At 39.5% G+C, this 2,037-nt stretch carries 3 protein-coding genes and 2 pseudogenes; 4 read left to right on the top strand and 1 reads right to left on the bottom strand.

All coding sequences use genetic code 11. From position 1 onward, the window contains the following. A pseudogene (locus AC1RYN_RS07495) lies at positions 1 to 798 on the top strand (hypothetical protein); the annotation flags it as partial. A 62-nt stretch (positions 799 to 860) separates the two neighbouring features. Here AC1RYN_RS07495 and AC1RYN_RS07500 read toward each other — a convergent pair. Continuing rightward, the gene (locus AC1RYN_RS07500; RefSeq protein ID WP_481806475.1) at positions 861 to 1,106 is read right to left on the bottom strand and encodes a hypothetical protein; all 246 of its coding nucleotides are present in this window, start codon (positions 1,104 to 1,106) and stop codon (positions 861 to 863) included. 14 nt (positions 1,107 to 1,120) lie between these two features. On the opposite strand from AC1RYN_RS07500, the gene AC1RYN_RS07505 reads away from it, so the two are divergent. From AC1RYN_RS07505 to AC1RYN_RS07515, 3 genes and pseudogenes are all read left to right on the top strand, one after another. Further along, complete coding sequence (locus AC1RYN_RS07505) at positions 1,121 to 1,333, top strand: hypothetical protein (RefSeq protein ID WP_481806476.1); 213 nt, start codon at positions 1,121 to 1,123, stop codon at positions 1,331 to 1,333. 77 nt (positions 1,334 to 1,410) lie between these two features. Further along, entirely contained in the window at positions 1,411 to 1,833 is a 423-nt protein-coding gene (locus AC1RYN_RS07510; RefSeq protein ID WP_481806477.1) for a hypothetical protein, read from the top strand. Further along, positions 1,769 to 2,037 (top strand): annotated as a pseudogene (locus AC1RYN_RS07515) (hypothetical protein); the annotation flags it as partial. The gene AC1RYN_RS07510 and the pseudogene AC1RYN_RS07515, both read left to right, overlap by 65 nt.

Raw genomic sequence — 2,037 nt, forward strand, 5'->3', positions numbered from 1 at the left:
ACAGCAGCTCCTATTGTCGCCAATGTAGACAAGCCAGCGTCGATCAATGGAAAAGATGGTGGAAACACAGTTTCAGTATTAGATAATGATACATTAAACGGAAAAGCAGTAGTTCCATCAGAAGTTACATTGACACCAAAAGGAACGTATCCAGCAGGAATCACATTAAATACAGACGGAACAATTACGGTTGCACCAGGAACACCAGCGGATAGTTATGAAGTTGAGTACACAATATGTGAGAAGTTGAACGTATCAAATTGTAGTTCAACTACAGTTACAGTAGTTGTAACAGCAGCTCCTATTGTCGCCAATGTAGACAAGCCAGCGTCGATCAATGGAAAAGATGGTGGAAACACAGTTTCAGTATTAGATAATGATACATTAAACGGAAAAGCAGTAGTTCCATCAGAAGTTACATTGACACCAAAAGGAACGTATCCAACAGGAATCACATTAAATACAGACGGAACAATTACGGTTGCACCAGGAACACCAGCGGATAGTTATGAAGTTGAGTACACAATATGTGAGAAGTTGAACGTATCAAATTGTAGTTCAACTACAGTTACAGTAGTTGTAACAGCAGCTCCTATTGTCGCCAATGTAGACAAGCCAACGGCTATCAATGGAAAAGATGGTGGAAACACAGTTTCAGTATTAGATAATGATACATTAAACGGAAAAGCAGTAGTTCCATCAGAAGTTACATTGATACCAAAAGGAACGTATCCAACAGGAATCACATTAAATACAGACGGAACAATTACGGGTTGGAGCAGGAACACCAGCGGATAGTTATGAAGTTGAGTACACAATATGTGAGAAGTTGAACGTATCAAATTGTAGTTCAACTACAGTTACAGTAGTTGTACAGCAGCTCCTATTGTCGCCAATGTAGACAAGCCAGCGGCGATCAATGGAAAAGACGGTGGAAACACAGTTTCAGTATTAGATAATGATACATTAAACGGAAAAGCAGTAGTTCCATCAGAAGTTACATTGACACCAAAAGGAACGTATCCAGCAGGAATCACATTAAATACAGACGGAACAATTACGGTTGCACAGGAACACCAGCGGATAGTTATGAAGTTAGATTCCACAATATGTTGAGAAGTTGAACGTATCAAATTGTAGTTCAACTACAGTTACAGTAGTTGTAACAGCAGCTCCTATTGTCGCCAATGTAGACAAGCCAGCGTCGATCAATGGAAAAGATGGTGGAAACCCAGTTTCAGTATTAGATAATGATACATTAAACGGAAAAGCAGTAGTTCCATCAGAAGTTACATTGACACCAAAGGAACGTATCCAACAGGAATCACATTAAATACAGACGGAACAATTACGGTTGCACCAGGAACACCAGCGGATAGTTATGAAGTTGAGTACACAATATGTGAGAAGTTGAACGTATCAAATTGTAGTTCAACTACAGTTACAGTAGTTGTAACAGCAGCTCCTATTGTCGCCAATGTAGACAAGCCAACGGCTATCAATGGAAAAGATGGTGGAAACACAGTTTCAGTATTAGATAATGATACATCAAACGGAAAAGCAGTAGTTCCATCAGAAGTTACATTGACACCAAAAGGAACGTATCCAACAGGAATCACATTAAATACAGACGGAACAATTACGGTTGCACCAGGAACACCAGCGGATAGTTATGAAGTTGAGTACACAATATGTGAGAAGTTGAACGTATCAAATTGTAGTTCAACTACAGTTACAGTAGTTGTAACAGCAGCTCCTATTGTCGCCAATGTGGACGGACCAAGCGTCGATCAATGGAAAAGATGGTGGAAACACAGTTTCAGTATTAGATAATGATACATTAAACGGAAAAGCAGTAGTTCCATCAGAAGTTACATTGACACCAAAAGGAACGTATCCAGCAGGAATCACATTAAATACAGACGGAACAATTACGGTTGCACCAGGAACACCAGCGGATAGTTATGAAGTTGAGTACACAATATGTGAGAAGTTGAACGTATCAAATTGTAGTTCAACTACAGTTACAGTAGTTGT

Source organism: Flavobacterium sp. TC780 (assembly GCF_056783245.1).